Origin of the sequence: Priestia sp. YIM B13490 (genome assembly GCF_042787735.1) — a bacterium.
Taxonomy (GTDB): domain Bacteria; phylum Bacillota; class Bacilli; order Bacillales; family Bacillaceae_H; genus Priestia; species Priestia megaterium.
Genome location: NZ_JBHZOT010000001.1, coordinates 328,831 through 354,626 on the forward strand (window position 1 = coordinate 328,831; position 25,796 = coordinate 354,626).

35 protein-coding genes and 3 pseudogenes are annotated in these 25,796 nt (G+C 35.2%); 24 read left to right on the forward strand and 14 right to left on the reverse strand.

Features of this window, described 5'->3' with window-relative positions; translation table 11 throughout:
- The first annotated feature begins 206 nt into the window (after positions 1-206).
- Positions 207-708: pseudogene (locus ACFX4R_RS01730) on the forward strand (ankyrin repeat domain-containing protein).
- A gap of 72 nt (positions 709-780) precedes the next feature.
- Here ACFX4R_RS01730 and ACFX4R_RS01735 read toward each other — a convergent pair.
- Complete coding sequence (locus ACFX4R_RS01735) at positions 781-1,020, reverse strand: hypothetical protein (RefSeq protein ID WP_237074225.1); 240 nt, start codon at positions 1,018-1,020, stop codon at positions 781-783.
- Positions 1,021-1,103: 83 nt separating this feature from the next.
- Here ACFX4R_RS01735 and ACFX4R_RS01740 point away from each other — a divergent pair, with 83 nt between their 5' ends.
- Positions 1,104-1,622: a YfiT family bacillithiol transferase gene (locus ACFX4R_RS01740; RefSeq protein WP_377568437.1), complete on the forward strand. Its 519-nt coding sequence runs from the start codon at positions 1,104-1,106 to the stop codon at positions 1,620-1,622.
- Positions 1,623-1,826: 204 nt separating this feature from the next.
- Here ACFX4R_RS01740 and ACFX4R_RS01745 read toward each other — a convergent pair whose 3' ends face one another.
- The 4 genes from ACFX4R_RS01745 to ACFX4R_RS01760 form a co-directional block, all read right to left on the reverse strand.
- Entirely contained in the window at positions 1,827-2,297 is a 471-nt protein-coding gene (locus tag ACFX4R_RS01745) for a hypothetical protein (protein ID WP_377568440.1), read from the reverse strand.
- 4 nt (positions 2,298-2,301) lie between these two features.
- Positions 2,302-3,090, reverse strand: a complete 789-nt coding sequence (locus ACFX4R_RS01750) for a hypothetical protein (RefSeq protein ID WP_098966682.1) — start codon at positions 3,088-3,090, stop codon at positions 2,302-2,304.
- 582 nt (positions 3,091-3,672) lie between these two features.
- Entirely contained in the window at positions 3,673-4,185 is a 513-nt protein-coding gene (locus tag ACFX4R_RS01755) for a DUF3231 family protein (RefSeq protein WP_043978612.1), read from the reverse strand.
- 332 nt (positions 4,186-4,517) lie between these two features.
- Complete coding sequence (locus tag ACFX4R_RS01760) at positions 4,518-4,727, reverse strand: alpha/beta-type small acid-soluble spore protein (protein ID WP_013058452.1); 210 nt, start codon at positions 4,725-4,727, stop codon at positions 4,518-4,520.
- 585 nt (positions 4,728-5,312) lie between these two features.
- Between ACFX4R_RS01760 and ACFX4R_RS01765 the strand changes: the two are divergent.
- The 5 genes and pseudogenes from ACFX4R_RS01765 to ACFX4R_RS01785 all read left to right on the forward strand — a co-directional run bounded on the left by ACFX4R_RS01765 (position 5,313) and on the right by ACFX4R_RS01785 (position 8,151).
- Positions 5,313-5,576: pseudogene (locus tag ACFX4R_RS01765) on the forward strand (DUF1292 domain-containing protein).
- A gap of 18 nt (positions 5,577-5,594) precedes the next feature.
- Positions 5,595-5,981, forward strand: coding sequence for a hypothetical protein (locus ACFX4R_RS01770; RefSeq protein WP_043978621.1), 387 nt, complete (start codon positions 5,595-5,597; stop codon positions 5,979-5,981).
- Between the two features lie 461 nt (positions 5,982-6,442).
- Positions 6,443-6,934 (forward strand): general stress protein, encoded by a 492-nt coding sequence (locus tag ACFX4R_RS01775; protein WP_237074227.1) that lies wholly within the window; start codon positions 6,443-6,445, stop codon positions 6,932-6,934.
- Positions 6,935-7,181: 247 nt separating this feature from the next.
- The gene (locus ACFX4R_RS01780; RefSeq protein WP_377568445.1) at positions 7,182-7,370 is read left to right on the forward strand and encodes a DUF3231 family protein; all 189 of its coding nucleotides are present in this window, start codon (positions 7,182-7,184) and stop codon (positions 7,368-7,370) included.
- 55 nt (positions 7,371-7,425) lie between these two features.
- Positions 7,426-8,151, forward strand: coding sequence for a DUF3231 family protein (locus ACFX4R_RS01785; RefSeq protein WP_323617938.1), 726 nt, complete (start codon positions 7,426-7,428; stop codon positions 8,149-8,151).
- 294 nt (positions 8,152-8,445) lie between these two features.
- Here ACFX4R_RS01785 and ACFX4R_RS01790 read toward each other — a convergent pair whose 3' ends face one another.
- Positions 8,446-9,675: an MFS transporter gene (locus ACFX4R_RS01790; RefSeq protein ID WP_043978639.1), complete on the reverse strand. Its 1,230-nt coding sequence runs from the start codon at positions 9,673-9,675 to the stop codon at positions 8,446-8,448.
- Between the two features lie 393 nt (positions 9,676-10,068).
- Here ACFX4R_RS01790 and ACFX4R_RS01795 point away from each other — a divergent pair, with 393 nt between their 5' ends.
- The 5 genes and pseudogenes from ACFX4R_RS01795 (at position 10,069) to ACFX4R_RS01815 (ending at position 15,075) form a co-directional block, all read left to right on the forward strand.
- Entirely contained in the window at positions 10,069-11,061 is a 993-nt protein-coding gene (locus ACFX4R_RS01795) for a LacI family DNA-binding transcriptional regulator (RefSeq protein WP_165575914.1), read from the forward strand.
- Positions 11,062-11,298: 237 nt separating this feature from the next.
- Entirely contained in the window at positions 11,299-13,008 is a 1,710-nt protein-coding gene (locus ACFX4R_RS01800) for an alpha-glucosidase (protein WP_377568450.1), read from the forward strand.
- Positions 13,009-13,062: 54 nt separating this feature from the next.
- Positions 13,063-14,571, forward strand: coding sequence for a glycoside hydrolase family 32 protein (locus ACFX4R_RS01805; protein ID WP_377568453.1), 1,509 nt, complete (start codon positions 13,063-13,065; stop codon positions 14,569-14,571).
- A gap of 206 nt (positions 14,572-14,777) precedes the next feature.
- Positions 14,778-14,933 (forward strand): annotated as a pseudogene (locus tag ACFX4R_RS01810) (esterase); the annotation flags it as partial.
- Positions 14,908-15,075, forward strand: coding sequence for a hypothetical protein (locus ACFX4R_RS01815; protein ID WP_377568456.1), 168 nt, complete (start codon positions 14,908-14,910; stop codon positions 15,073-15,075). The pseudogene ACFX4R_RS01810 and the gene ACFX4R_RS01815, both read left to right, overlap by 26 nt.
- A 77-nt stretch (positions 15,076-15,152) precedes the next feature.
- On the opposite strand, the gene ACFX4R_RS01820 is transcribed toward ACFX4R_RS01815, so the two are convergent.
- From ACFX4R_RS01820 to ACFX4R_RS01835, 4 genes are all read right to left on the reverse strand, one after another.
- The gene (locus ACFX4R_RS01820) at positions 15,153-15,311 is read right to left on the reverse strand and encodes a hypothetical protein (protein ID WP_165575916.1); all 159 of its coding nucleotides are present in this window, start codon (positions 15,309-15,311) and stop codon (positions 15,153-15,155) included.
- A gap of 83 nt (positions 15,312-15,394) precedes the next feature.
- Positions 15,395-15,604 (reverse strand): alpha/beta-type small acid-soluble spore protein, encoded by a 210-nt coding sequence (locus ACFX4R_RS01825; RefSeq protein ID WP_013084442.1) that lies wholly within the window; start codon positions 15,602-15,604, stop codon positions 15,395-15,397.
- Positions 15,605-15,946: 342 nt separating this feature from the next.
- Positions 15,947-16,153 (reverse strand): hypothetical protein, encoded by a 207-nt coding sequence (locus tag ACFX4R_RS01830; RefSeq protein WP_016766362.1) that lies wholly within the window; start codon positions 16,151-16,153, stop codon positions 15,947-15,949.
- A 42-nt stretch (positions 16,154-16,195) separates the two neighbouring features.
- Complete coding sequence (locus ACFX4R_RS01835; RefSeq protein WP_377568459.1) at positions 16,196-16,360, reverse strand: hypothetical protein; 165 nt, start codon at positions 16,358-16,360, stop codon at positions 16,196-16,198.
- A 186-nt stretch (positions 16,361-16,546) separates the two neighbouring features.
- Between ACFX4R_RS01835 and ACFX4R_RS01840 the strand changes: the two genes are divergently transcribed.
- From ACFX4R_RS01840 to ACFX4R_RS01875, 8 genes are all read left to right on the forward strand, one after another.
- A complete protein-coding gene (locus ACFX4R_RS01840) occupies positions 16,547-16,753 on the forward strand; it encodes a hypothetical protein (protein WP_016766360.1) in 207 nt (68 codons plus the stop codon).
- A gap of 134 nt (positions 16,754-16,887) precedes the next feature.
- Positions 16,888-17,070, forward strand: coding sequence for a hypothetical protein (locus ACFX4R_RS01845; RefSeq protein ID WP_043978652.1), 183 nt, complete (start codon positions 16,888-16,890; stop codon positions 17,068-17,070).
- 220 nt (positions 17,071-17,290) lie between these two features.
- Positions 17,291-18,034 (forward strand): HAD family hydrolase, encoded by a 744-nt coding sequence (locus ACFX4R_RS01850; protein WP_043978654.1) that lies wholly within the window; start codon positions 17,291-17,293, stop codon positions 18,032-18,034.
- Positions 18,035-18,164: 130 nt separating this feature from the next.
- A complete protein-coding gene (locus tag ACFX4R_RS01855) occupies positions 18,165-18,353 on the forward strand; it encodes a hypothetical protein (protein WP_013058440.1) in 189 nt (62 codons plus the stop codon).
- 186 nt (positions 18,354-18,539) lie between these two features.
- Complete coding sequence (locus ACFX4R_RS01860; protein WP_052500300.1) at positions 18,540-18,878, forward strand: CotD family spore coat protein; 339 nt, start codon at positions 18,540-18,542, stop codon at positions 18,876-18,878.
- A 201-nt stretch (positions 18,879-19,079) separates the two neighbouring features.
- Complete coding sequence (locus ACFX4R_RS01865) at positions 19,080-19,187, forward strand: YjcZ family sporulation protein (protein ID WP_016766356.1); 108 nt, start codon at positions 19,080-19,082, stop codon at positions 19,185-19,187.
- Positions 19,188-19,473: 286 nt separating this feature from the next.
- Entirely contained in the window at positions 19,474-19,626 is a 153-nt protein-coding gene (locus ACFX4R_RS01870) for a YjcZ family sporulation protein (protein WP_013058439.1), read from the forward strand.
- 236 nt (positions 19,627-19,862) lie between these two features.
- On the forward strand, positions 19,863-20,234 hold the full coding sequence (locus ACFX4R_RS01875) for a helix-turn-helix domain-containing protein (RefSeq protein ID WP_377568462.1): 372 nt from the start codon (positions 19,863-19,865) through the stop codon (positions 20,232-20,234).
- An 11-nt stretch (positions 20,235-20,245) separates the two neighbouring features.
- Here ACFX4R_RS01875 and ACFX4R_RS01880 read toward each other — a convergent pair whose 3' ends face one another.
- A complete protein-coding gene (locus ACFX4R_RS01880) occupies positions 20,246-20,425 on the reverse strand; it encodes a hypothetical protein (RefSeq protein ID WP_377568465.1) in 180 nt (59 codons plus the stop codon).
- A 337-nt stretch (positions 20,426-20,762) separates the two neighbouring features.
- On the opposite strand from ACFX4R_RS01880, the gene ACFX4R_RS01885 reads away from it, so the two are divergent.
- On the forward strand, positions 20,763-21,233 hold the full coding sequence (locus ACFX4R_RS01885) for a DinB family protein (RefSeq protein WP_097823103.1): 471 nt from the start codon (positions 20,763-20,765) through the stop codon (positions 21,231-21,233).
- Positions 21,234-21,325: 92 nt separating this feature from the next.
- Positions 21,326-21,739, forward strand: a complete 414-nt coding sequence (locus tag ACFX4R_RS01890) for a general stress protein (protein WP_097823102.1) — start codon at positions 21,326-21,328, stop codon at positions 21,737-21,739.
- Between the two features lie 83 nt (positions 21,740-21,822).
- Here ACFX4R_RS01890 and ACFX4R_RS01895 read toward each other — a convergent pair whose 3' ends face one another.
- The 3 genes from ACFX4R_RS01895 to ACFX4R_RS01905 all read right to left on the reverse strand — a co-directional run bounded on the left by ACFX4R_RS01895 (position 21,823) and on the right by ACFX4R_RS01905 (position 24,101).
- Complete coding sequence (locus tag ACFX4R_RS01895; RefSeq protein WP_097823101.1) at positions 21,823-22,104, reverse strand: YrhK family protein; 282 nt, start codon at positions 22,102-22,104, stop codon at positions 21,823-21,825.
- A gap of 238 nt (positions 22,105-22,342) precedes the next feature.
- Positions 22,343-23,512 carry an MFS transporter gene (locus tag ACFX4R_RS01900; RefSeq protein ID WP_097823100.1) on the reverse strand — a complete coding sequence of 390 codons (1,170 nt, stop codon included), beginning with the start codon at positions 23,510-23,512 and terminating at the stop codon, positions 22,343-22,345.
- Between the two features lie 40 nt (positions 23,513-23,552).
- Positions 23,553-24,101 (reverse strand): cyclophilin-like fold protein, encoded by a 549-nt coding sequence (locus ACFX4R_RS01905; protein WP_097823099.1) that lies wholly within the window; start codon positions 24,099-24,101, stop codon positions 23,553-23,555.
- A 178-nt stretch (positions 24,102-24,279) separates the two neighbouring features.
- Here ACFX4R_RS01905 and ACFX4R_RS01910 point away from each other — a divergent pair, with 178 nt between their 5' ends.
- Entirely contained in the window at positions 24,280-25,182 is a 903-nt protein-coding gene (locus tag ACFX4R_RS01910; RefSeq protein WP_097823098.1) for a LysR family transcriptional regulator, read from the forward strand.
- Between the two features lie 293 nt (positions 25,183-25,475).
- Positions 25,476-25,631 carry a hypothetical protein gene (locus ACFX4R_RS01915; protein WP_025749955.1) on the forward strand — a complete coding sequence of 52 codons (156 nt, stop codon included), beginning with the start codon at positions 25,476-25,478 and terminating at the stop codon, positions 25,629-25,631.
- Positions 25,632-25,796: the final 165 nt, after the last annotated feature.

The window sequence follows — 25,796 nt, forward strand, 5'->3', positions numbered from 1 at the left end:
AAGGCTCCTTATTTGTTGTTTCTACTAAGTACTTATAAAGAACCTTTACGCCATACCATTGGACGTCTAACCCTTCGCTATTAGTTGTTTTCATATCCACTCTCCACCTTACTTATATAACTAAGTTTGTATATCGTGTTCATCCACTAACCTGTGATAAAATGGAAATGTAATCAAGTTATTTCTATATATTAGGGGGATATGAAATGGAATATATTAATCAAATAACAAATGCTGCAGTGAATGGAGAAAGTAAAGAGATAAAAGCTTTATTAAATAAAGAGCCATCTTTATTTACTTAACGCTTTTAATTCAGATGGGTGGACGCCTTTACATTTAGCTTGTTATTTTGGGCAAGTGGATAGCGCCAAGTTATTGTTGTCGCTAGGGGCGGATATTCATATTAAGGCTAAAAATTCGAATGAAAACATGCCTCTTCATGCAGCAGTAGCAAATAAGCAAATTCAAGCTGTAGACTTGTTGCTTACAAAAAGCGCAGATGTAAATGCAAAACAAAGCGGTGGATGGACTAGCCTTCATGAAGCCTCATTGCTGGGAGATGAAAATATGATTAAACTTCTCATCGAAAAAGGTGCAGATATCGAGATACAAAAAGATGATGGGAAAACACCTTTAGAGGTTGCAGTAGAGAAAAAACAAGACAGCGCAGTTCATTTACTTACTCAGTATTTAAATAATAAAGCTTAATATAAAGTAGGAGATTTTATGTTAATTAGAAACATATGTAGTATGCATTTTCTATTTTAAACCTTTAATTAATTACGTATCTTTTTTCATTTTCCATAATAAGTTTGTAATGAATGCGCTAATAAAGCCAATCGAAATTAAACAAAAACCAATTTGATACAAAATAAAATTCCAGCTGTCTTCAAAAGAAAAAAGTGTAATTCTTTCTGAGTCTATAATATCAACGATAATAAATAATGAAAGGGTAATAAAATATATTAAAAAGAACTTTTTGTAGAAATAGCTTTTATAACCACTGCTCAATTTACTCACCTCAACTTAATTTTACGGCAAGTTTATCTATATGTTTATTGTTTTTATAGATATTAATAAAAATAGAAAGAGAGGAAAAAAATATGTTTAATCAATATCCTATTGGGGAATTTATCGTGAAAGAAAATATTCAGCCAGAAGATATTCAAGGGTGGATTCATGACATTGGAGATGCACCAAAGCAATTAGCTGATGCTGTAGAAGGACTGACTAAAGAGCAATTAGCTACGCCTTATCGAGAAGGCGGTTGGAAATTAAGTCAAGTTGTCCATCATTTAGCTGACTCCCATATGAATGCTTATACTCGTTTTAAATTAGGTTTAACAGAACATGAGCCTACTATTAAGGCCTATGATGAAGTGGCTTGGTCGGATCTTCCTGATAATGATTTACCTATAGAAATTTCGCTCCAACTTTTTTCAGCTTTACATAAGCGTCTTCATAAATTGTTAAACTCACTTGATGAAAAAGATTTGAAGAAAATGATCTACCATCCTGAAAACGGACAAGTGACGATTGAGCAATTAATAGCTACTTATGCCTGGCATGGAAAGCATCACGTTGCTCATATTACGACATTAAGAAATCAAAGAGGATGGTAGAATGGCATTTAACATACATTAGAACCCAAAAAGCTTTTTTTAAAAGCTTTTTGGGTTTTGATAAATGACATTATGCTGACTAAAGAGTATACAGTTTAAAACCAGAAGCTCTCTCTCCATGCGTCAAGAAAGTTATCTCTAATCCTGAATAGTAATTCATTCATCCTGTATCTGGCCATTATATTGTACGATGATGACTTATTTTTATAAGCCATCAGATCTGACTTTTGAAACACCTAAGGCAAGGTTTTTCCACAAAGTTTGTTCAACCACTTCGGCGTCCACCGTACGACAATCAACAATGAGTATGACTTCCGAATGTTTGCCGCGTGAGAGCCGTTGATTTTTCCTGATTACTTTAAACATAAATAGTTTAATTCCTAGTCCTAAGATAAATCCGATAAAAGCACTAATTATTCCCCAGTAGATGGGGCCCCAGCTTAGTTTAAACCCAATGCTTGCACCGATGACTGAAAAGGCTGTGGCTAGAGCCATTCCTAGATCAATAAGAGAAACTCCATCGGCTCGATGGAGGTTATCAAAAATCCGTCGATCTTCCGTTCGATTATTAAGAGGGACAATAAATATATCTTCTTTTTTTATCCCTTTTTTTTCTAGCTCTGAAACAGCTAATTCTATGTAACTGGAGTATTCAAATGTAGAAAAGACCTGCATGTTTTCACTCCACCTTTTTTCCTTTCGCAATACAAAAGCTTGGATGTTGATATGTTTTTTCAAAGAAGTTTTTCTGCACTCTTTCAGCAAGTTTATTATTCTCAACCGTATTTATATAGGAATCGAAGGTAGCAAAACCATATAGGGAAGGGAAAAATAACAGCCATTCTTTATTTAAAACGGAAGTAGCCTGTTTTATTTCTCCTAAAAATAGAAGAGAAATTCCTTCAAGCAGGTGAGAATAATAAAAGAAAATGACTGCCCAAATGATAACAAAGAAAGCACCAATGATGCGATGAATATAGAGTTGTCCTAGACCTGGCATCACCAAGGACCAGAAAACGGACAGGATGGGATTCCGTTTATCTAAATAGTTTATTTCCATGGCTCCTATACTGAAGGTGTTGAACCGATGGTTTTCTCGTTCAGCTAACACGTATATTTTATTTAAATCAACGGTTGTTCGGTAACTATCCCATATAGCAAAAATATAAACGGGAATATAAATAAGAAGCCACCTTGTATTAAGCACGTCTTTGGCCATATCAATGTTTCCTTGAAAAGAATAAATCATAGCTAAATTCACATGAGATTTAAGGTTTATGACGACTTCCCATACAAATAACACAAAGCCGCGAAGGTATTTAGACAGTAGTAGGTGCCCAAAACCAGGAAAAGCTGCTGACCACCAAGCGATAATATAGGGGTTTCTTAAATGGATTTGCGTCGTTCCAAATATACTGACATGAGCAATATAGCGTCTTGCAGTATTGTCATTTTTATAATTATTCATTTACGATCTCCTATAGATTCGAAAAAATATACTTTTTATACCTATCATCCATATTTAATATGGTCTTGTTTATTTAATTTATACAGTTCATTGATATCCACCTAATCTTTATCGAAATGAAGAGTTGTGTGACAAGAAAAAGCTCTTTATTTTTCCATAAAGAGCTTTTTTACATGTTGCTTCTGAAAAATGGTATTATGTTAATAAAGAAGTGGTTAAATGCTTCACGGCGATTTGACTCGTTTGTTCAAGATACAGAAAGGTATTCAATTTAGTTTTTATTTAATGAATCAAGAACTCTTTTCGAAAATAGCATGCTGGATATTTAATGATCTTATGAGTAATAACAAATCTGTCAATTATTCCGTTGGTGTACCCATTAAGTAGAGAAATCAATATTGAGTCTGGGGGCTTTCTAAATAAGAAAGGTAAATCTAATAGAGTTAAAATAAACAGTAGTTTGCTCTTATGATTGCTCTTTATTCATAATGAGAAGGAGGTACTAATATGGAATTAATTAGCATCTCCTTCTTGTAGGATTGACTTAATGTGAAATCTTGATGTTTTATACGAATTTTATGATTAACAATCCGTGTTTTTTGACTTGTGAAGAGGTGGTGGAACTAACCAGCCTTTTTCTTTGTTAAGTCGCAAAAACTTTCCACCAAGAGCTACTTTTTGCATGTGAATTTGACCAAACATTGTTGCAATATCTTCGCGAATAGATTGGCCAATCAGTTGACTGCAAGCAACTAGACCAGCAGCTATATCCAGTGAAATAGCCGCAGCAACTTCGGGGTCTTGAACACGTGCACCTACTGGAATATCATCTAAACAAGCTTCTGGACGTTCAGGCGGAGTTGGAGGTAAAGCCACTCCATTTTCTTTTAATAACTTTTCTACACCTTTCATTTCCTGCTGACATTGTTCAATCGTTTCTTGTACCAACTTATGTAGATCCTTGTCTCCTACATGATTTAGAAACGTTTGATAACCAGCTACTAATCCTTTTGAAGCAGAAAGAAACGACCATGTTCCAAATACTTCACCGTAATGCATCGGTTCATCTGTAGGATTTCCACTTAAAATGCCCATTGTTATCCTCCTTAACATATTCATAGCAATGTGCCACCTTTCTTACTATGCACACACTTAACGTCTCCATATCATGTTTTATTATTCTTCTAGATATAAAAAAGGAATTTTATCAGTGAATACAATCTACTATTTTACACATACTATTCAAGATGCCTATAAGGGCATTAGTTACAATACCCTTGTTATACAGAGAGCTGCCTTCTTTGGCAGTTTTTTGTTTTGTCATGCTTTATGTGGCTTGCTGCTTATGACGATAAGTAGAAAATGTCCATAATAAAAGGAAGAGTGGAGACCCACTCTTCCTTCAGCCATCACATTATAAAGTTGTCTTAGAAACGTCCGCCGCCAAGTTGTTGCTCAGCTAATTGCACAAGACGCTTTGTAATTTCGCCACCTACTGATCCGTTTGCACGTGCAGTTGTATCAGCACCAAGGTTTACACCAAATTCGCTAGCGATTTCATATTTCATTTGATCGATTGCTTGTTCAGCACCGTATACTAATAATTCATTGTTGTTGCTGCTTTTGTTGTTTGCCATGTTGTGTCACCTCCTTGTTTTTCTTAAGTTTCCTAGAGGCCAAGAAGTATATACATGGTAGTTTATGGATGTGTATTTCCTTATCAAGCTGACATACTAATTTTTAGAAACAACCGACCCTGTAAAAAGTGGGATTAGATGTTTCATTTCCTTGTTATCTAAAAGTTGCCATGTGAGAAGAGGATTGCAATTGCTGTTGCAATCCTCTTTAAATACCGTATCAATGGTTATTTTTATACTAAACATAAAATTAAAAATGCAAGAGAGGAAGAGGTTATATTGTCAAAGACACGTCAGAAAAAAGAATACTGTAAAAAGTGCAGAAAAGAAACTATACATACTCTCACAGAAGATGCTTTAGAAATTAATTGTTATTGCCATGAATGTCATTCACAACACGATATCGTAAAAACATTTTTTTAATCATTTCTTAAAGTTTTACTCTCCAATAGACGAATAAATAACTTATATCCATAACCAAACTCCATATGAGCCGTGGCTATTGAATTTCATTTTATACAATTATAGAAGCAGAGAAGAACGGGTAAAGTAACCGGGAAGATTTTCAGTGGAGGTGAACGAGAAGTGAGGAGTAGGGAAAGAGATTTTATAACCATTGAAGATGAAAAAGGTATTGAAAAACAATATGCAATTGAGGCTTTATTTGATATGAGAAATCAGACTTATGCTTTGCTGTAATCGAACGGGGAAGCGCTGTTGATGCGCGTTGAAGATGAAAAGGGTGAACAATATCTTGTTGGATTGACCGACCCTGAGGAACGTGACTCCATTTTAGATGCTTATCAAATCGCTGTAGAGGCTACGCCTGCTGACGGAGAATTCAGCTAATGTGATGAGGAGTGCGTTATGAAGAAGAAAATTGTAGATGCAGCTCATTTGGAGCAAAAAATGCGGATTGAAAAAGTGATCAACGGAATGACCTTTACGAAAAATTTCCGGTCTGCTACAGCAGAAGAATGGTACGTATTTCTTCCAGGTTATGAAGATCCAAGAACAGGTGGAGCTGCAGGGAAAGCAATGATTCATTATAACCTTTATGGAAATAGAGATGTGTTTATCAACACTACAGTCATCTTAGATGATCCAGCACTATTTAAAGGAGAAATCCATCCTCTTGTTTATGCAATTGCAGATGAGCTGGTCAACAGGCTGGTTGGCTATGCTGATACCTTGCTGTCTCTTCATGCCGGTGAAAACTCGTTTGATGCAGAATATAAACAAAACAATCATTAATCTTGATTTTTTTTAATTAAATCTTCCCTTAAAAAGAGGCTGAGACAAACGTATTCTAAAAAGATCCGAACGGTTCATCGTTCGGATCTTTTTATTATGATGGTAAACGTAGGTTTCATATGTTTTGTTGCTTCTAGCACCCGCCCGTGGAAAGCGAAGTCTTGCATGGAAATCAATAGGGGTGTCACAAGCGATTCATACTTGCTCTTCAATAGCATAGGCAGGATACATTTCATTATCAATCATATAATGAGCGATCCTTTCATGAAGCTCCATAGCTTCGTTGAATTGCTTTTAATACTTTGCGAACTTTTGGTGCTGCCGTTTCCGTAAGGGCTATCTATCTAAACAATGATTGTCTAATTTTTTGAATGTTTTAGAAAAAGAGGCCAGGGTATTACAAGTACCATAAACGAATTAATTGATATAAACCATTTTTTTACTAGAAGGAGGAACTGCTCATGACAAAAAATGTGATAGGTACGTATGATAATGAAGAAGCTATTGTAACTGCTATTCAAAACTTAAAGATACAAGGTTTTCAAGAGAAGGACCTTTCTCTTGTAACCAGCAAAGATATCGATAAAGAGGACTATTCGAGAGTAGAAAGCAGAGAGGGAATTGACGTAAAGAAAGTTGAAACCACAGCACAAAATCACCAAGATGAGTCGATTATGGATAAAATTAAACATATGTTTTCACCAGATCACCCTAAAGAGATTCGTAGCGATAAAGCAAGAGTAGAAAAGCGTTTAATTAACTTAGGTGTCCCTCTTACAGAAGCAGGACCTTATGCAGATGATCTGCAAAAAGGAAAAGTATTATTGCTAGTAAAAGCTAATAGAGAGACAAAAACAAATCAGTTCTTAGGAAGTAGAGAAGATTCTCCTTTTGCAAAGGGTGACTCCGTTTATGATAAATCATTATACGGAGAACATCGTAAGCATGAATAGGTAGGAAGAAGAATAAAATTCGAGTTTGTGGGCAAACTAAGAACATAGGAACCCCAATTCCTCATCTTTCATTAAGTATGTGTTTTTTAAAAGCTGCTCATTTGAGCAGCTTTTTCTTTTTTAGCGGAAATATTAAAAGAAAAGCTAACTTGTATGAAAGCTTAAAAGAAGGGGAAGTTAAGAAAAAATGGCTTGAATACGGAGGAACAGAAAATTGTAAAAAAAGAATCGATTAACATCTCCTGAAATGGCAAATTTATGGACACACTATATCCGTGAAACTTTATCTGTATGTGTAAATAAATATATGCTTCACACGATTCAAGATCCTGAGATACATAGCCTTTTTCAAACGGCTCTTCACTATTCACTTAAACACATAGATGCTTTAAAAGCATTATTTAAGAAAGAGAAGTTTCCTATTCCTAAAGGATAAAGGATTTACAGAAGAAGACGTAAACTTAGAAGCTCCTCCTCTATTTACGGATGTTTTGTGTCTTAAATCCCTTTATATGATGAGCACACACGGACATAATGAAATGAGTTTATCATTTACGACTTCCTTACGCCCAGACATTGTAGATTTTTATTATCAATGCAACCTTGATGCGATGGAGATTTATAAAAAAGCTAAGGACCTTCTTGTTTCAAAGCAACTTTATCAGCAACCACCTACTTACATAACACCGAACAAGGGGGAAATGATTGAACACTACCACTATGTAACAGATGTATTCGGTAAACAGAGGCCGATAAATACAATAGAAAGTGGACATGCTTATTTTAATTTAAACAAAACATTTATTGCCAAAGCGATGATCCTTGGCTTTTCACAAGTTTCAAAAAATCAAAACGTACGAGCATTATTAGAAAAAAGCCTGCAAGTAAAAAACAAACACATTGATGTGTTTGCATCCTTATTAACCAAAGATAATCTTCATCTGCCTAAATCATGCGACACAGAGGTTACAAATTCCAATATTTCTCCTTTTTCAGATCGGCTTATGCTTCTCCAAACAGGTTTCCTTTTTGGTGTAGCAGTTACTTATTATAACGCAGCTCTCATTGCAAGTATGAGAGCTGATATTTCAGCACACTGTGAAAAGGCATCCTTGGATAGCTTGTGGATTTATAGCCGTATTGGGAAAGATATGATTGATAATCAGTGGATGGAAAAGCCTCCCCAAGCAGACGATCGTAAAAGATTAGATGATTAGAAAAACGTTCTTAATAAATTAATGTGTAATCCTCCGAGTATCCTACTACAGATGTTGTAAAAATATTTACGTATAAAGAGAAAGAGCTGCTGTTCAGGAGCGATAGCTTTTTTAGGATGTATCTACTATACACTTCTAGTTAACATATATAAAGTTAACCAGAAGAAACTCACCAAAAAGAAGCCTTTGCTAATTATAGCAAAGGCTTTCAAAATTATGAGAATCACAATTAATAGGAATACCTTAAAAGATATTTTTGAAGTTTTAAGCCTATTTATTATATTTTTCCTGATTCTAAGCAGTAAGTTTTGAATCGTTCCTATCTTTAGATGCTTGATTCTGGTTTCTTAAAAGAAATGCACCAAATAGAGTAAAGATAGTGACAATAACCCCCATGATTAAGTATGTTTGACGAAAACCAATTGAATCGTATAGGTTTCCTACGATAGGAGAAAGTATAACGGCCCCTAGCTGCATCGCGAATTGGTAGCCAACCAAATATAAAATTGAAGAGAATTTTGTATCAAAATGTGTAGCCAGATATTTAAACACAGAAACGATGATAATGGCAAACTCTGGTGCGTTAAGAAGCTTAATAAATGAAATGCTGTATGGGTCTGATACTAGACCTGAACCTATCACGCGCAAAATCATAATGATTCCCGCTAAAACTAAACCTCCTTTAGGACCTACTTTACGGACAATGAATGGAGCAACTAATAACATACCGGACTCTAAAAAGACCTGACCTGCATTTAAGTAACCAAATATTTGGTTTCCTAATTGTTCTGTTGGAAACAGAGAGGCATAATATACAGGAAATTGCTGGTCAAAGACATTATAAATACAGCCCGTCCCGAGCATAAAAATCATAAAAATCCAGAAATCTTTTCGTTTAAATAAACTGCCCAAATCTTGAACAGAAAGGGACTTTGCCTTCTTTTCTTCGATAGTGGATACTTCTACTTTTGTAAGGAAAATAACAAGTAATAAGAGAATGCCTGATCCCGATGCAATCCAAAAGTTGATATCAGGGTTAATGTTAAGCATTCGTCCCCCAATAGCAGCTGCCACGGCGGCTCCTATTGATCCCCAAAGTCTTGCACGACCGAATTCAAACTCATACTTTCTGCCAACTTTTTCGATATATGACTCGATAGCTGAGATACCAGCTAAAAAAGTGATGGCAAGATAAGATCCGCCTGTCAGGGCTCCTATCCAAAAATTCCAGTTTAAAAGAGGTTGATAGATGAAAATGAGAAATGGTCCAGATAAAATAACTAAAATTGAAATAAAGTATAATAAATTCTTTCGTAACCCCAATTTGTCAGAGATATATCCATAAAGCGGTTGGAAAAGCATAGTGAAGATAGCGTTTACAGAAAAAACAATACCCGTTTGTGCTCCGGAAAGGTTAAGGCTTTGTCCCAACCAGATAGCAAAAAAAGTGAAAATAGAGGCAATAGATAAGAAGAACAAGAAAAAGAAACTGCTTAGCTTCCAGTAAAGTTTATTGTTTTGCATATTTAAATCCCCTTTGCTGTTTATGTATCTAAATTTTATTTAGAAAGCGTTTTCGATTTGATTGTATTATATATGGTACCGATTTCATATGTCAATAAGAAAATAATTAACAAAACTACCCTTTTAAAAAGGGTTTTTTTAAGTGTAATGTATTTTTTAGTGTGGTACTGGTTTCTTACTTATGAAATAACTGCTTTTAAGTATACTGGTTTATTAATCATGAAACATTTTATATAAAAAGGTTCTGTCTTAAAGAGTCACAGCGATTTTACTGGTATTCTTATTGAACACATGATATAGAGATGCAAACGAATTCATTCATTGCATTTTGGCTCTTTTTTAACGTAAAATAAGTATGAAACTGATTTCAGTTAGTGATGGAGTGATAAATAAATGCCTACCATATATGACGTAGCAAAATTATCGGGGTTATCAAAGACAACCGTTTCCCGTGTTATAAACAATCATTCATATGTTTCAGAAGAGAAAAAAAATCTGGTGCTAAAAGCAATGAAAGAGCTTAACTATACCCCGAACCCTTCGGCAAGAAAGTTAAGAGGACAGGTAACGACTACAATTGGTGTTATTGTACCAAGAATCGTAAATCCATTTTTCTCTTATTTAGTCGATTCAATTGAACAAGTTGCTTATAAAAACGGCTATCACGTATTAATCTTTCAAAGTAATGAAGATAAAGAGAGAGAATTGGCCTTTTTAAATTTACTAAAAACAAAGCAAGTTGACGGAATTATTATGACCTCTATTGAAAATGACTGGAGTATCATAGAATCGTTTACTGAATCTGGTCCTATTTTGTTATGCAATGAATATGTAAACAACGCAAATGTTCCAATTGTTCGATTAGATCAATACAAGGGTGCATATATAGGCGTAAAGCATTTACTTGAAAAAGGCCACCGGAAAATTGGGTACTGTACAGGTGGATTGTTTGCAGAGGAAGGCAAGGACAAGGACCGTAATCAAGGTTATCAAAAAGCACTTCAAGAGGCAGGGATCGAGCCGGATCCAAAGTGGATTTTTGTTAATCAACACAGTATTGAAGACGGAAAACAAGTAGTTAAAAAAATCCTGTCAATGGAGGATCGTCCAACGGCTATATTTACAGGAAGTGATGAAATTGCCGGGGGAATGATGATTGAAGCCAAAGAGTGCGGTCTAAAAATACCTAATGATTTGGCTATTATTGGCTTTGATGATCAACCTCTTGCACAAATGTTAGATCCAAAGCTAACAACTATACGACAACCTATTGATCAGATGGGGATTAAAGCAATGGAAACTCTTATTGATATGTTGAATGATTCTGAAGTAAAAGTGGAAACTTTTGAACTTCCAATCGAGCTGGTTGTTCGAAGTTCAACGTAATAGCAGATAACAGATGAAGGTGAGAACTGAATTTATTCGTTCTCACCTTTTTTGAAAAATTTTCAGAAAAGTTATTGAAACCGTTCCCATGATGTAATACAATGAATTTATCTTAAGCAAGAAGAGTCATATCAGACTTTTTAATAGCAAAAATTTTTTAATCACATATGGTATCGGTACCACACAAACGAAGAATAAGTACATAATTTTAATATGAAAATACGGGAGCTGATAGAAATGGTTCAACTAAGTGAAAGAATGAATGAAGAAAGCGCTACAATAAAGAATAGACAATGGTGGAAGGAAGCAGTTGTATATCAAATTTATCCGAAAAGTTTTTATGACTCTAATAGTGACGGAATTGGTGACTTAAAAGGAGTTATTCAAAAATTAGATTACTTAAAAGAGTTAGGTATCGACGTTATTTGGTTAAGCCCAGTTTATCAATCACCAATGGACGATAACGGATATGACATCTCTGATTATCAAGCAATTGCAGAGGAATTTGGCTCTATGGAAGATATGGATCTATTAATTCATGCAGCTAAAAAAAGAGATATAAAGATTATTATGGACTTAGTCGTTAACCATACTTCGGATGAACATGAATGGTTCATAGAATCAAAAAGTGATGTAAATCATCCTAAAAGAGATTGGTATATTTGGAGAAACGGAAGAGAAGACGGGACTCCGCCTAACAATTGGAAATCTATTTTTGGCGGTTCGTGCTGGGAGTATGATGAGCAAACCGGACAGTATTATCTTCATGCATTTTCTAAAAAACAGCCTGATCTTAATTGGGAAAACCCTGATCTTCGAAATGCCGTTTATAAGATGGTCAGATGGTGGTTAGATAAAGGAATTAGCGGCTTTAGAGTAGATGCCATTACATTTATAAAAAAACGACAAGACTTTGATGATTCGCATGATGGAATGAATGTAATTGAAACCAATCAACAAGGCATTCATGAATTTTTAAGTGAACTACGTAAAGAAGCTTTTACTTCACCTGATATCTTAACCGTGGCAGAAGCACCTGGGGTATCACACAAAGAACTGCCTATTTATGCGGGAGAAGCCGGACATTTTAGTATGCTTTTTGAGTTCGATCATGTCGATTTAGATGTAGGAAAAGAAGGAAAATGGTATGAACCGTATAATTGGAATCTACTTGATTTCAAAAAAGCCATTTCTGACAGTCAAACGTTCTATAACCACACAGGGTGGGGAGCGCTTTATTTAGAAAACCATGACCAGCCTCGTTCTTTAAACAAATTTATTAAACCAGAAGATATAGGACCTATTCCAGCTAAAATGTTAGCTACCGTCTATTTCTTATTAAAAGGGACACCATTTATCTATCAAGGGCAAGAAATTGGAATGACAAATGTAGAGTATCCATCAATTGAGCATTATAATGACTTGGCTTCAATCGATCAATATTACTCTGCGCTGAAAGAAGGATTCTCAAAAGAGGAAGCATTAGAAGCGATTTGGAGACGCAGTCGTGATAATTCTCGAACACCTATGCAGTGGAATCATTCTGAATATGCAGGGTTTAGCCAAGGTACACCGTGGCTAGAGATAAATTCTAATTACTCTTCTATTAACGTCGAGAATGCTTTAAAAGATCGTAATTCTTTATTTTATTTCTATAAAAAGTTAATTAGTTTAAGAAAAAGCAGTCCATATTCAGATATTATTGCTTTTGGTAAATACGAAGACATGTTTAAAGATAGCCTGCAAATCATGGCCTACACGAGAGAGTTGAACGATAAAAAAATAGCGGTGATTGCTAACTTTGATAATAAAGAGTTAACTCTAAGCTTAGATTTTAATATAAAAAATGTTATTTTATCCAACTATGATCATTTAGAATTACACCTGAATCAGATAAATTTACGACCTTACGAGTCCATTGCTTGTGAAATCGATTCATCATTTTAATCTGTTTTTATCATAATTGACTCATTCACGTATAGAAAGGCAGGGCGAAATCTTTTGAAAACATTAAGAAATCAACATCAAGAAAAAATCTCAAAGGCAATGGAATTTGTGTTAAACGAGCAGGAGTCTGTTGATCAGAATCATTGGCGACTACAATATCATGTGTCTACACCAGCATACTGGATGAATGACCCAAATGGATTCAGCTTTTATAAAGGTGAGTATCATTTATTTTATCAACATCATCCTTACTCTCCCGAGTGGGGGCCGATGTATTGGGGGCATATAAAAAGTAAAGATCTTACTTACTGGGAACAACTTCCTATCGCTCTTGCTCCGAGTGAAGAATACGATCATGATGGATGTTTTTCAGGAAGTGCAATTGAAAAAGACGGAAAGCTTTATGCAATGTACACAGGGAATGTGTGGACAGGGGATAACTATGATACGGACTTGCGACAGGTTCAGTGTCTTGCTGTAAGCGAAGACGGCGTTCATTTTAATAAAGTACCTCAAAATCCAGTTATTGATTCAGTGCCTGAAGGGGATATTCATCCTCATCATTTTAGAGATCCAAAAGTATGGAAGAAAGACGGCTATTATTATTGTGTTCTTGGATCACGTACAAAGGATCATGAAGGGCAAGTTCTTTTGTACCGTTCAAGAGATCTGTTGAATTGGGAGTTTATGAATGTAATGGCCAAAAGCCAAGGAAATCTTGGTTTTATGTGGGAGTGTCCAGATCTTTTTAGTCTCGAAGGACAGGACGTGCTTGTTATGTCACCTCAAGGAGTAAAACCGGAAAGAGATCTCTATCATAACTTGCATCAAGCTGGATATGTAAAAGGGAAATTAGACTATCAAACAGGGTTGCTTCAACATGAAGACTTTCAGCTTTTGGACTACGGGTTTGACTTTTATGCTCCTCAAACGACAGAAGATGAACATGGCAGACGCATTATGATAGCGTGGATGGCTATGTGGGAAAGCAGCATGCCTGAACAAAAACACAATTGGGCAGGCGCAATGACTATTCCGCGTGAGCTTTCTACTAAACAAGGGAATATAATTAGTAAACCAATTCCAGAGCTTAAGCAGCTTCGTCAACATCACGTGCAGTATAAAAATATCACGGTTAACGGAGAACAAGAACTTACAGGTATTTCAGGTGATTGTTATGAACTTGAAGTGAAAATTAACGCAAAAGCTGCTTCACAGTTCGGAATAAAAGTGAGAACAGATAATGACACTCACCAGGAAACGCTCTTAACTTATGATAGGCTAGAAAGTTTGTTTATCTTTAATCGTGATAAATCAGGTGAAGGTGATGGGGGAATAAGAAAAGCATCTGTTGGATTAAATGATAATCACTTGCATCTTCATCTGTTTGTTGATAAATCATCCATCGAAGTTTTTATTAATGAAGGCGAGAAAGTGATGACGAGCAGAATCTATCCTGCAGACAATGCAAAAGGTATTTGTTTCTTTGCAGATCAAGAAATTGAATTGATTACCTTAAATAAATGGAACTTAAGCAAGGGCGTTTCTCCACTGATTTTTTAAAGGCTAATAGGAATTGGATAAAGATAGTAGCCAAGCAACGTACAAGAAAGAAATTACAACAATTTATGCAACTAGATTAACTTGAAGAACAGATCCCCTTAAGGGGATCTGTTCCTTTTATATGTATATTAATATCTTTATTACATGGAAAAGTGCTTTTTTTGATTACTGTTATCTTTTATAAATAGTTTTATAAAGAATAGAGGGTAAATCATCAAATTGTTGCTAATAGTCTCTCTAGGCTGCAAGGAGCAAGAAATATTCAACTTTATGGCATTGGACATATTGGATTGCTTTCAAATAGTCAGGTTAATGCGTACATAAAAGAAGGGCTGAATGGCGGAGGACAAAATACAAACTAATTATTTTTCAGATGAACAAGGCAGAATCGACTTTTATATATTGGGGACTAGAATGTTTGCCTTTGTGTTTCACCAGCATGTACCCGATGAAAAACAACCGAAGTCAAAGCAGCTCCCGCGCCGAAATAGAGTAGACTGCTAAAAGTACCTCAGTTAATCGAGGTACTTTTTTAGTTTTTGTACAAAGAATCGAGGATTAAAAACCGCTCAAATTGATTTTTAATCGCGCATTGCGCCTGCTTCTCGAGAAGTCATTGCACCTTGTCCTTCACTTACGTCTCTTTGGATTTCTTGTTTTACTTTTTGTGCATTTGTTGCAGAAACTGCTGGTTTCTCAGTAAAACCCGCCTTTTCTTTAGCTGATTGATGTTGCTGCATATGATCTCTCCTTACTTTTTTATTCGTACAAAAAGGAAGAATGGAGACCCATTCTTCCTTCAGCCATCAATTATAAAGTTGTCTTAGAAACGTCCGCCGCCAAGTTGTTGCTCAGCCATTTGTACAAGACGTTTTGTGATTTCGCCACCTACTGATCCGTTTGCACGTGCAGTTGTATCAGCACCAAGGTTTACACCAAATTCGCTAGCGATTTCATATTTCATTTGATCGATTGCTTGTTCAGCACCGTATACTAATAATTCATTGTTGTTGCTGCTGTTGTTGTTTGCCATGTTGTGTCACCTCCTTGTTTTTCTTAAGTTTCCTATTGTGGAAGAGATGTATTCGTGGTAAATAATGGATGTATATTTCCTTGTTATGATGACATACTAATTTTTAGAAACAACCGACACTGTAAAAAGTGGGATTAGATGTTTCATTTCCTTGTGACTAAAAACTAAACGCTTGCCATGTGTAGGAGAGAGAATGACAATTCGTTTGTCATTCTTTTTTCATGTTCATGGGTATATTATTTGAAGGACAAAGGACTAACTCTATAAAGAGTTAGTCTTTTGCTTGATGAAAACGATCAATATTCAAAAAGCTGCCTCAAAGGATTGCTTTTTATATCTATTTTAAGAGTTAGGTTTATTGATTCTATCCATTGCTTCTTGAACTGCATTTACAACAAAAGGATCTTTTTCCTTCAAATCATTCACGCTGATTTCACCTGACTGTAAACCTCTGCAGATTTCATGAATATCTTCTTCAATTGTAATCGGCAGCTTATTTTCTGTAAGCATGTTACTTAATTCATTTGCTAACATTTTTTGTTGATCCATGGGATGCCCTCCTCGTCATGTAAAAGTATAAATTGATCAAGCTTATTTCTTTTCTTTTTCTTCTTGCTGATTCTGTACTTTTTCAATTCCAGTGTTTGATTCAAATCCAACTCGATAAGTTCCAGATTTTTGTTGTTTTACTGAATCTGGCATTTGATACTGCTTTAAATCATCCTGAAACTGTCTTGTGCTAGGGTTTCCTTTCACTTATATTCCTCCTCAGTAAAGTAAGTTTTGACGCTTTAGTTTCCCCAGTTCGTAAAACAATTAAGCATGTTGTACATGGCTCTTTGCAACAAGTATCTAATTAATTCTCGGGAAATAAAAATATAACTTAACCTTCCACTTATTTTATCTTCAAATTTTCAAACAATAGGGCTAGGAGGTGTTTTTATGCCAAAGAAAGACTTTAAAGGCGTTGATAATTCAGGAATTGCAGAAAGAGTTGATTATAACAACTATAAAAATAAAGATAGCAATAATGACCCTACGCTTAACCGTATTGTCGAAGAAGATGGGCGTGCTCTTGATCCGAGGGAAACCTTAGAAAATTTCTTCACTGACCTTGAAGGCGAAGATCCACAAGAAATTACAACTTAATAAAAAAAAGTAGAAAACGGCGGATCTTTTTAAGCGAAAAGACCTATGAAACGCAGATATTTTCATTAAAGAACCTGCTGTAAACGAGTTAACATAATTTGAAAAAATGAGGGCTATTAATAGAGGTGAAGTTAATGTCGCACACAGAAACTGAACGAACAACGTATATGTATGATCCTTTCACTATACAAGGTCTTGAAATGAATATACCTAAAAAAGACGAAGGCAGCCAACCGCTAATAAATCGCTCAGGACTGAGTACCTCTACGTTCAAAACCAACATGAATAGAAAACATTTTGAACGTTATATTTATTAGCAGGAATATCCTGCAGCTTTTTATCTTATAAAAAGATCCTTCTATTTTATACGCTAGAAGGGTCTTTCCACTAAATATTCTCATTTCAGTATAGTAATCAATTGCTTGTGCCTAACGTATTGGGAAATTCACCTTCGTGTTAGGTTTGGATAGGTAATAAAAGTGGTTAGTGTTTTTTCATATACTGTCTGTACATCCATTGTAGAAAGGATTTAACGAAATGCAGAAGCAAACCTTACTTTTTAATTTAGACGATACGCTTGTTCACTGTAATAAATATTTTAGAGACACCATAAATGCTTTTGTGGCTCAATTGCAGGAATGGTTTGAGAATCTGACTAAGGAAGAAATAAAACAAAAGCAGTTAGAGATAGATTTAAAAAGTATCGAAAAGCATGGCCTTCACTCTTCCCGTTTTCCAGAATCATTAGTAGACACTTATTTATTTTTTAGTGAACAAAATCATCAAGATATCCATGACGATAGAGTCGAAAGAGTCAAAAAAATTGGTCAAAGTGTATTTGAAGTACCGATAGAGCCTTTGCCAAATATGTATGAAGTATTAGATAAGCTTAAAGAACAAGGACATGATCTCTACTTGCACACAGGTGGAGACGAGGAAAATCAAGGTAGAAAAATTGTTCAGCTAGAGCTAGCTAAATACTTTGAAAAAAGGGTATTTATTTCTGAACAAAAAGATACATGTGCATTAAAAGAAATACTAAACCAAATTAAGTACGATCCAAAAAAGACTTGGATGATTGGCAATTCATTAAAAACCGATATAAGGCCGGCAGTAGAAGCTGGAATACATGCGATTCACGTACCTTCTGAACTGGAGTGGAGCTACAACCAAGTTAAAATTGATGTTGCGCCAAAAGGTAAATTGCTAACTGTTAATTCATTGCTGGAAGTTCCAGAAATCATTCAAAAGCATGCTCAAGAAACGGTTGTGTCCACCTAATATTAGGTCATATGTAAACACAATATACAGAAACAGCCAACCGTTGATTAAACCTTACCCAACGGTGGCCAGATAAAATTCTTATGTTTTTTCTAATCAACTCACATACTACACAGAGGAGGTGACTGATATGGCAGATCAATCCAAAGAATCAGAAAAGATGATATGTGAAGATCATAATTCTCCAGTTGACGAAAGAAGCTACGATTTATACGAAGCGACGCGTAATTCACTTTTACGTAATGAATTAGACGATAAAAACAAAACCATTTTAAATAATATTGATAACGCAGCGATGGATGTTAATCTTGAGGAATAATGGACATTAAAAAAACTTCTATTTCTTAGTCTCATAGCTATGTTACTAAGGATACACGTTTCTTTTTCTCTTAGTAGAAAAGACCCTAAATAATTAGGGTCTTTTTTAGGTATTTGTCCAAACATTCTATGGTTGTTTCACATACAGTAATAGGAGTCTACTAACAGAAAGGAGAAGATTTTTAATATGAGAAACAACTATCCTTATCAGCACTCTAATTACGGTGGTTATCAAGGGGCTATGTATCCTCAGCAAGGCAGCTGCGGTTATCCTCAAGCTAAACCTTGTGGCCAATTGCCTCCTCAAACCATGCCTGCTCAGTATGACCCAGTTAAACAAAATACATCTTTTACTGGTCAAGATGTGTTTGTACCAGTGATGCACCCTAGTCATACCACAAATGTTTATCAAAAAAATTATAAATATATGCACTCATTCCCTCATACAGAATCCGTTCTATATCAGGAAACGCATCACCATTTTTGTGCTCCAAGCTGCCCTCCTAGACCTCGTCCTTGGTGCTGATAGCCAAAAAAACCCCTTCATTTTAACAATGAAGGGGTTTTACTATGTGAAATTTAGGATGTTATTTAGCTATCGTTAAACAAAGTAGCCTATTTTTGACCAAAATCCAATCGATATGAGCTATGTCTACATATAATACCTTAACCCATGTATATTTAAAGTTTTTTCCTTTAGTTAAATACCACGAAAAGAGGTGTTTGTATGTCTAGTTATGGTGGAGCAGGTTCTGGTTTTGCTTTATTAGTTGTCCTGTTTATTCTTCTTGTCATTATTGGATGCAGCTGTTACGGGCGCGGATTTGGCTATTAATAACAATAAAAAAGTCTTTCTCTAATTTGAGAAAGACTTTTTTATTCTAGGTTGTGCGGGGCTGCTTTTATACGCAATAGAACTGATTGGGCGGAATTCAAATAATCTATTGCAGAGGGAGTAAAACTCATATATGGGATCTGAGGATGCTTCATTGTATGTAAAAGAAACTAAAAGGTTATTATTTTTTATTTATAGTGATATAAAACGTAGTCTATCCAGTTCGGGGAGCAAATTTCGTTTTTCATCATATGCTAAATGTATGAACGAGAAGGAGGTGAAGTTTATGTTCTTTGGCGGTTATGGCGGAGGTTGTGGCTATGGTTATGGCGGCGGCTGCGGTTACGGCGGTGGCAGTGGTTTTGCTTTAATTATCGTGCTGTTTATCTTATTAATCATTATTGGCTGTGCTTGTTGGGGAGGATTTGGCGGTTGCTAATTATTAGCCTGCCTTTATCTCTAACTTAAAAAAGTTAGCTTTATGCTAGCTTTTTTTATTTGTTAAATGAGGACATGTATAGTGATTAGTACTAATACCTGCTGTGTTAACCAATGGTTTACAGCTTGTTACTAAGCGTTTATGGAATTTTTTACATATTCATTGTAAGCTAAGCCTTAGAGGTGATGAAGGTGAATTTAGGGGAACAGCTGCAGAAGTGAAGCGAAGAGAAAAAGATGTCCAGGAAAGAATTAGCTGGGAAAATGAATGTATCTAGACAAGCTGTCTATAAGTGGGAAAATAATAAAGGGTATCCTGATATTGAGAACCTTATTAAGTTAAGCGAACTTTATAATGTGACGTTGGATGAATTGATTAAAGGGGATCAATCTTTTCAAAGCAAAATAGGAATCGATCGAAAAAAGAGTGAGGATTTATCAGACTCTGGTTTTATTATCGGAATCATTCTTGTATTTGCAGGACTGTTTTTAGATTTGGGTACATTTTCAGCTGATGTTACCATACTAGGTTTTCTAACGATGTTTTTTTATGATGATTTAAAGAAAACGTTTTGGAATATAAAAAAGGATTTTAAGGAAGAAAGGTAAGTAAACAGGCTTTAAGTTCTCTTAGAGCCTGTTTTTGTAACTTCAGTTTTCATTAAGAAACCTCCCAAGATGATAAAGACAGCAGATAAAAGCAATGCGGTTAATCCTTGTTTTAAAATAAATCCAAAAATTGTTATAGAAAATGATCCTAAAAAGAACATTAATTTGACTAAAATATTTCTTTTACTCATTTATAACCATCTCAATTCTACATACAGACAATCTATAAAGTTACTGATATTGCTTTCTTTGTCCAACACTCCACGCTAAACCTAAAACAGAAACAGTTATAACTATCGCTGTTAACATAACTATATTCACCTCTTTTTCCTTATAATTACATTGTAACATAGCCTCAGCGCGCTGTTTTAAAAGAGATGTGAGAATGACCAATATATTCACTACTTAAAGGATGAAAGTTATTATACTCAGCATAAGAACCATGAATATTTAAAATAAGTTTAGTTGAAAATTCACCTCTTTGTTTTGGGGAAATGATGTAAAATGATGATAAGAGGAGGGATGGAAATGAATGGAACAGATGCAATAGTATTAAATATAAAAGAGATTAGAAGAAGAAGTATAAAGGTTTGGCAAGCAATTCCTGATGATAAACTCGATTGGAAGCCAGATAAAGAAGCTATGACATGCATAGAAATGGTTCGTCATGTCTTGGAGTCAGAATACTATTATTATCTAGCTATCGAAAATTTGGGCAGCTTAAAGGAATTTGATTCTCCTTTTGAAAAAAGACCCTTACAATCTATAAAGGATGAATTGGAGTTTGCAGCATCCTACCACCAACAATTTTTAGACATGGTTACTACTTTTTCTGAAGAAGATTTAACTAACATTCAAATAGACCGTTCAGATGTTGGTTATATTCGTTCTTTAGGGGATATGTTGATGCGGATAGGCTATCATGAATCCGTACACGCTGGACAACTCTTACAGTATTTGAGGATCATGGAGGTTGATCGACCTAGAATATGGGATTAAATCAATTAACTATGGATCTATTGTTAATAAGGGTAGAATAGCGGGTACATAAAAAGTAAGGAGAAAAGATCTTAATGAAGGAGGAAAGCTCTATGAGTAAAAGTGTTATAGGTGTATATGAGTCGCCGGAAGAAACATTAACTAGAATTGAGAAATTAAGAATGATAGGGTATGAGGATAATGAAATTACAGTTCTAACTAATCAAGAGACCGCAGCGGGCAATCTAGCTTATAGAACGAATGTAAACGTGGATAAGCTATCTGCTGCTGACCAAGATAAAGTCACTCAGGAAGATATGACTGGAGGGGCCCAGCAGGATTCTTTTTTAGATAAATTAAAGAAATTTTTTGTGGTGCAAAATTACTCAAATGAAGAAGATCGTGCAACAAATTTAGGTATTCCCACAGAGGAACTGACCTCTCATAAAAAAGATTTGGATGATGGAAAGTTTGTAATTGCTGTGACTTCTCATAAATTGAATGAAAAAGGGTTAGACCTAGAGTGATATATTCGATTCAAAAAGGGGGTGTACGCGTACACCCCCTTTTGATATATAGAATTCACAAGAAAAATTGTTTGCAAAGAAGATTATTTATTCCGATAACCTTCCTTTAAATATTTTCGTAAGTGAAAATCGTGTACTAATTTAATCGTTGGACGAATGAGCAATTGCACGCTCCCAAGAATAAATAACCAAATCCCTATATTTTTTAAGGAATCATAGAAGAATAAAATACTGCCAATTAGGAACCAGATGCCTATCAAGAAGTCGTTAATCGTATTTATAACTTTATAACTCTTTTTGAAGAACAATTCGTGTCTACCTATTTCAATCTCCCCGTAGTCTTCTTTTCTTCCCATTTCTGACATTGTAACTCCCTCTTTTTCTTGAATTTCCTTTTTTTATTCCCTTAGCAAGTCATAAAAAAACGTCTTTTGTGACAGGTATATGATGGTAAAGGAACAAGCGTAACTTTAGTGTATTTTTCCATCTCAAATCTCTATTTCTATCTATTAATGGTGTAAGCATTGACTAGAATAGATTTCTGCTCTTCATAGATGCAATAAAAGAAAACAAAGGGATCCGAAAAAGGGTTGAATTGATGCCTTATTTAGAAAGCTGTTTTATAGGACGATTCATGTAGCTTCTTGGTAAAATAAATACTACGCTCAATACTAATGACAAGATCCCCACTAGTACGACGTATTCTGTACCCAGTCCTGATATAAATAGTCCACCTACAGCTGTACCAATCGTTGTTCCTAAGTTAACGGATGCTAAAAATAATCCATTTGCGAAATCAGGAGCTTCCGGAGCTGCTGATGAAATCCAATATTGATTAATATTCGTTCCTATACCAGCGAATATTCCCCAAACTAAAGTCATAATAGCCATAGGCCAAGTGAACTGTCCGGTGAAGAATAAAATGATGTAAACGACTCCCAATGCGAAAGGGAAAACTACTACCGTTTTGATAGCATTTTTCGTAAGCAGCTTCCCTGCGATAATGTTTCCAATAATGTTTGCCACACCGAATAGAATTAACATGAAGCTGATTAATTTTCCAGAGATGTTCGTAACGGTTTTAAGATACTCAGCAAGATAGCTGTATACCCCAAATACTGCTGAATTCAGTAAAAGGACGGCCATAATGGAAAGCCAAGTAACGGGGTCTTTTAATACGCTGAGCTGCGTTCCATAGGAAAGTCTTTCTTTAATAGGCATAGAAGGGAAGAATGCCCATGTAGCAATAAATACTATAGCGTTAATGACAGCGAAAAATGTCATTGATAGTTGAAATGAAACTGTGCTTGCAAGAAAGCTTGCGATTGGTACACCAAGTACCATACCTGCAGATACGCCAATAAAGACTTTGGAAACAGCTTTTGGAGCGTCTTCCTTGCTGACTGAGTTTGCAGCCATTGTAAAAGCTGCTGAAAAATAAATTGGATGAAAGATAGCTGGAATCACACGCGCAATTATGGCAACAGCAAAATTAGTGGTGAATATAGAGATAATGTTACCTAAAACGAAAATACCAAGTACAAGCAACATCGCTTTCTTACGATTGACTCCTGAAAATAATAACGGCATAGTTGGACCGGATATTGATACAGTAAGAGCAAAGAGACTCACCAGCCACCCGGCCTTTGATACACTGATATGAAAGTGATCCGCAATGTAGGGCAGTATCCCTATAACCCCCATTTCGGTATTTATAATACTGAAAGCTCCTAAGGTTAAGACAAATATAAGTAGCTTATTTTGTTTAGACATAAAATAAATTTCTCTCTTTCTAAAAAGTGTTCTAGCTGCTTCAAAGCGGGCTGTTTAAAGACCAATTGTTATGTTTTTTAGTCACTTTTTCAATGGTAACTGTAAAATCACCATGAATATTTTCAACGTTTTCTTTTCCTGATTCAATTTGACCTAGTATGATAAGGTCATTTGTGGCATCCTCAAAACCTTTATAAAAAATAGCAACATTGCCCCAAGGAGCGTAATAAGCAAAGTCGCCTTTTTTTGATAGATCTCCGGCTTGTACATCATCTGCTGATAATCTTTTTTGTAAAATACTAATTTTCTCTTTACCTATATAATCTTCAAAAATGACTGTTAAAGGCAATTGAGCTAGAAAAGCCATACTTGCTGGGTTATCATACATCCTAATCAAGACTTCTTTATCGTTAAACGTTAATTTTATTTTTGTATCTGAAATATGTTCTTCTTGTGGCTGTTCTGGTGCTTGGTTTAAAAGATTACTTGTATTATGATCTCTGTCCGCTGCAGATGAATTATTGTTGCTGCAAGCAGCGAGGCCAAGGCTTGCTACTAAGATAGCAGACAGACATAAAAGTTTTTTCATTTTAAGCTCCTTTCCACTTTGAATAATTAAAAATGGTGCTTTTGTGATATGAACTTCGTTGCTATTTATTCTACTGGCTCCTTTTAAATATAGAAAATGCTTATATCTTATATCGTGGTATGCTTGATAAGCATTTCTGAGACGTATACACTAAAGATTGTGAAAGGAGGAGGGGTATATGGAATTTCGAGTTTTACGCTATTTTCTTACGGTTGCAAGAGAAGGAAACATCACGAGAGCTGCTGATTTTTTGCATGTGACACAGCCAACTTTGTCGAGACAATTAAAAGATCTTGAACAAGAGTTAGGTAAAAAACTATTTGTTCGCAGCAGTCACAGTGTCATCCTGACAGATGAAGGAATGCTTCTGCGAAACAGGGCAGAAGAAATCGTTAATATGATGGATAAATTAGAGGCTGAGTTTAGTTCTATGGAAGAAACAATAGGTGGTGACGTCTATATAGGCGGCGGGGAAACTGAAGCAATGAAACATATTGCACGAGTAGCAAAAGATGTACAGGTACGTTATCCCAATATACGATATCACCTCTACAGTGGAAACGAAGAAGATATAACGGAACGGCTTGACAAGGGTCTGCTTGATTTTGGTATTTTAATTCAGCCAGCCGATATTTCAAAATACAATTATCTTAATATGCCTGCCAAAGATATTTGGGGCGTCGTTATGAAAAAAGACAGCTCCCTTGCCGTCAAAGAAAGCATTCAAGCTGCGGATTTAGTAAACGTTCCACTGATTTGTTCACGACAAGCCGTGAAACAGACTTTTTCAAAAAATGAATTTGCGGATTGGTTCGGCGAAGATTTTCATAAATTGAACATTGTCACTACATACAATCTTGCCTATAATGCGGCGATTATGGTTGAAGAAGGCGTTGGATATGCCATAACACTTGATAAAATCGTCAACACATCTACGACTAGCAACCTTTGTTTCAGACCGTTACAGCCAAGACTTGAATCAGGTTTAAATATTGTGTGGAAAAAGCATCATGTTCTTTCAGCTGCGGCGGCTGCGTTTTTAAAAGAACTGCAGGAGGAATTTGCACCATCTAGAAAATGAAATTTTTGATAGCAGTCTACTTTAAAACAGCTATAAAATTGGCTGTTTTTTATTGTTTGAAAATGTAAAATAACGGCTTCTTTTTTCTTTAATTTATTACAAAAAAATCAAATACACGTAAGACATTTCTATCAAATGCGATAACAGCTGTTAAATTTTATCTTAAAAGTGATATTCTTATAAACATTCAATCAGTATGCTTTTAAAGCTATTTATGGATTTAATGTTAGGGTATGAAACAAGTATGGAGAGCCAAGATTACTTTATTATTTTAAACGAAGGATGAGTGATGTATGAACAAGCTTATAATACCAGCCATACTAGTAATCTTCGCTTTATGGATCTTATTGCAATTGGCTTTAGGCGGGGATATTTTCAAAAATCCGCTAAATTATTTTATCTTAATAACGGTTTTCTTTTTATTTATCCAACAAGCAAAAGAAAAATAGCCTGGCATGATTGCTGCTGTGTAGTCTATAGTTATAGGCTGCTTTTTCTTTTGGGTACGTTAAAATAATTTTATCTACAAGCTAATTAGAAAAGAAGGTTGAACCTTGCTTTATAAAAAACACCTTACGACTGTAAAAATGACTAAAATTTAAAAAATATTAAAC

Coding starts and splice junctions, on each gene's coding strand:
- ACFX4R_RS01770 (WP_043978621.1), top strand. CDS start 5,595: ATGAAGAAGAAAATTGTAGATGCAGCTCATTTGGAGCAAAAAATGCGG.
- ACFX4R_RS01840 (WP_016766360.1), top strand. CDS start 16,547: ATGCCAAAGAAAGACTTTAAAGGCGTTGATAATTCAGGAATTGCAGAA.
- ACFX4R_RS01915 (WP_025749955.1), top strand. CDS start 25,476: ATGAACAAGCTTATAATACCAGCCATACTAGTAATCTTCGCTTTATGG.
- ACFX4R_RS01830 (WP_016766362.1), bottom strand. CDS start 16,153: ATGGATCAACAAAAAATGTTAGCAAATGAATTAAGTAACATGCTTACA.
- ACFX4R_RS01815 (WP_377568456.1), top strand. CDS start 14,908: ATGGCGGAGGACAAAATACAAACTAATTATTTTTCAGATGAACAAGGC.
- ACFX4R_RS01855 (WP_013058440.1), top strand. CDS start 18,165: ATGGCAGATCAATCCAAAGAATCAGAAAAGATGATATGTGAAGATCAT.
- ACFX4R_RS01745 (WP_377568440.1), bottom strand. CDS start 2,297: ATGCAGGTCTTTTCTACATTTGAATACTCCAGTTACATAGAATTAGCT.
- ACFX4R_RS01755 (WP_043978612.1), bottom strand. CDS start 4,185: ATGGGCATTTTAAGTGGAAATCCTACAGATGAACCGATGCATTACGGT.
- ACFX4R_RS01760 (WP_013058452.1), bottom strand. CDS start 4,727: ATGGCAAACAACAAAAGCAGCAACAACAATGAATTATTAGTATACGGT.
- ACFX4R_RS01850 (WP_043978654.1), top strand. CDS start 17,291: ATGCAGAAGCAAACCTTACTTTTTAATTTAGACGATACGCTTGTTCAC.
- ACFX4R_RS01825 (WP_013084442.1), bottom strand. CDS start 15,604: ATGGCAAACAACAACAGCAGCAACAACAATGAATTATTAGTATACGGT.
- ACFX4R_RS01740 (WP_377568437.1), top strand. CDS start 1,104: ATGTTTAATCAATATCCTATTGGGGAATTTATCGTGAAAGAAAATATT.
- ACFX4R_RS01865 (WP_016766356.1), top strand. CDS start 19,080: ATGTCTAGTTATGGTGGAGCAGGTTCTGGTTTTGCTTTATTAGTTGTC.
- ACFX4R_RS01820 (WP_165575916.1), bottom strand. CDS start 15,311: ATGCAGCAACATCAATCAGCTAAAGAAAAGGCGGGTTTTACTGAGAAA.
- ACFX4R_RS01845 (WP_043978652.1), top strand. CDS start 16,888: ATGTCGCACACAGAAACTGAACGAACAACGTATATGTATGATCCTTTC.
- ACFX4R_RS01875 (WP_377568462.1), top strand. CDS start 19,863: ATGTCCAGGAAAGAATTAGCTGGGAAAATGAATGTATCTAGACAAGCT.
- ACFX4R_RS01795 (WP_165575914.1), top strand. CDS start 10,069: ATGCCTACCATATATGACGTAGCAAAATTATCGGGGTTATCAAAGACA.
- ACFX4R_RS01905 (WP_097823099.1), bottom strand. CDS start 24,101: ATGAAAAAACTTTTATGTCTGTCTGCTATCTTAGTAGCAAGCCTTGGC.
- ACFX4R_RS01895 (WP_097823101.1), bottom strand. CDS start 22,104: ATGTCAGAAATGGGAAGAAAAGAAGACTACGGGGAGATTGAAATAGGT.
- ACFX4R_RS01885 (WP_097823103.1), top strand. CDS start 20,763: ATGAATGGAACAGATGCAATAGTATTAAATATAAAAGAGATTAGAAGA.
- ACFX4R_RS01780 (WP_377568445.1), top strand. CDS start 7,182: ATGGCAAATTTATGGACACACTATATCCGTGAAACTTTATCTGTATGT.
- ACFX4R_RS01890 (WP_097823102.1), top strand. CDS start 21,326: ATGAGTAAAAGTGTTATAGGTGTATATGAGTCGCCGGAAGAAACATTA.
- ACFX4R_RS01800 (WP_377568450.1), top strand. CDS start 11,299: ATGGTTCAACTAAGTGAAAGAATGAATGAAGAAAGCGCTACAATAAAG.
- ACFX4R_RS01790 (WP_043978639.1), bottom strand. CDS start 9,675: ATGCAAAACAATAAACTTTACTGGAAGCTAAGCAGTTTCTTTTTCTTG.
- ACFX4R_RS01880 (WP_377568465.1), bottom strand. CDS start 20,425: ATGAGTAAAAGAAATATTTTAGTCAAATTAATGTTCTTTTTAGGATCA.
- ACFX4R_RS01910 (WP_097823098.1), top strand. CDS start 24,280: ATGGAATTTCGAGTTTTACGCTATTTTCTTACGGTTGCAAGAGAAGGA.
- ACFX4R_RS01775 (WP_237074227.1), top strand. CDS start 6,443: ATGACAAAAAATGTGATAGGTACGTATGATAATGAAGAAGCTATTGTA.
- ACFX4R_RS01870 (WP_013058439.1), top strand. CDS start 19,474: ATGTTCTTTGGCGGTTATGGCGGAGGTTGTGGCTATGGTTATGGCGGC.
- ACFX4R_RS01860 (WP_052500300.1), top strand. CDS start 18,540: ATGAGAAACAACTATCCTTATCAGCACTCTAATTACGGTGGTTATCAA.
- ACFX4R_RS01750 (WP_098966682.1), bottom strand. CDS start 3,090: ATGAATAATTATAAAAATGACAATACTGCAAGACGCTATATTGCTCAT.
- ACFX4R_RS01900 (WP_097823100.1), bottom strand. CDS start 23,512: ATGTCTAAACAAAATAAGCTACTTATATTTGTCTTAACCTTAGGAGCT.